Consider the following 507-nt stretch of genomic DNA (forward strand, 5'->3'; position numbering starts at 1 on the left):
CTAACACAAAGCTCTGGTGTGGCCATGTCTGCTCGACGGTCTGCTCGTTGGTCCATCCGTGGGGAAGCTGAAGGGTCCACCGTGGGTGGTGCCGGACGATCTGTGGGCGCGTATCGAGCCGTTGCTGCCGGTGCGGCAGCGCCGGTCACGCAATCCGGGGCGCCTGCCGCTGGATGATCGCGGGTGCCTGCAGGGAATTCTGTTCGTGCTGCACACGGGCATCCAGTGGGAGTGGCTGCCGCAGGAGTTGGGCTTCGGTTCGGGGATGACGTGCTGGCGCCGCCTGCGGGACTGGCACGAGGCCGGCGTATGGGACCGGCTGCACCAGGTGCTGCTGACCGAGCTGCACCGGGCGGGGAAGCTGGACTGGTCGCGGGCGGTGATCGACGGCTCGCACCACCAGGCCCGTCGGGGCGGCCCAAAACAGGTCCGAGCCCGGTCGACCGTGCCCGGCCTGGCTCGAAGCACCACGTCATCACCGATGGGCACGGCACCCCGCTCGCCATC

General features: G+C 69.2%; 1 pseudogene. It reads left to right on the forward strand.

The features are described from left to right. Positions 1 to 67: 67 nt before the first annotated feature. Positions 68 to 507 (forward strand): annotated as a pseudogene (locus AA75_RS03905) (IS5 family transposase); the annotation flags it as partial.

The sequence above is a fragment of the Kitasatospora sp. MBT63 genome (assembly GCF_000710465.2).
Lineage (GTDB): Bacteria > Actinomycetota > Actinomycetes > Streptomycetales > Streptomycetaceae > Kitasatospora.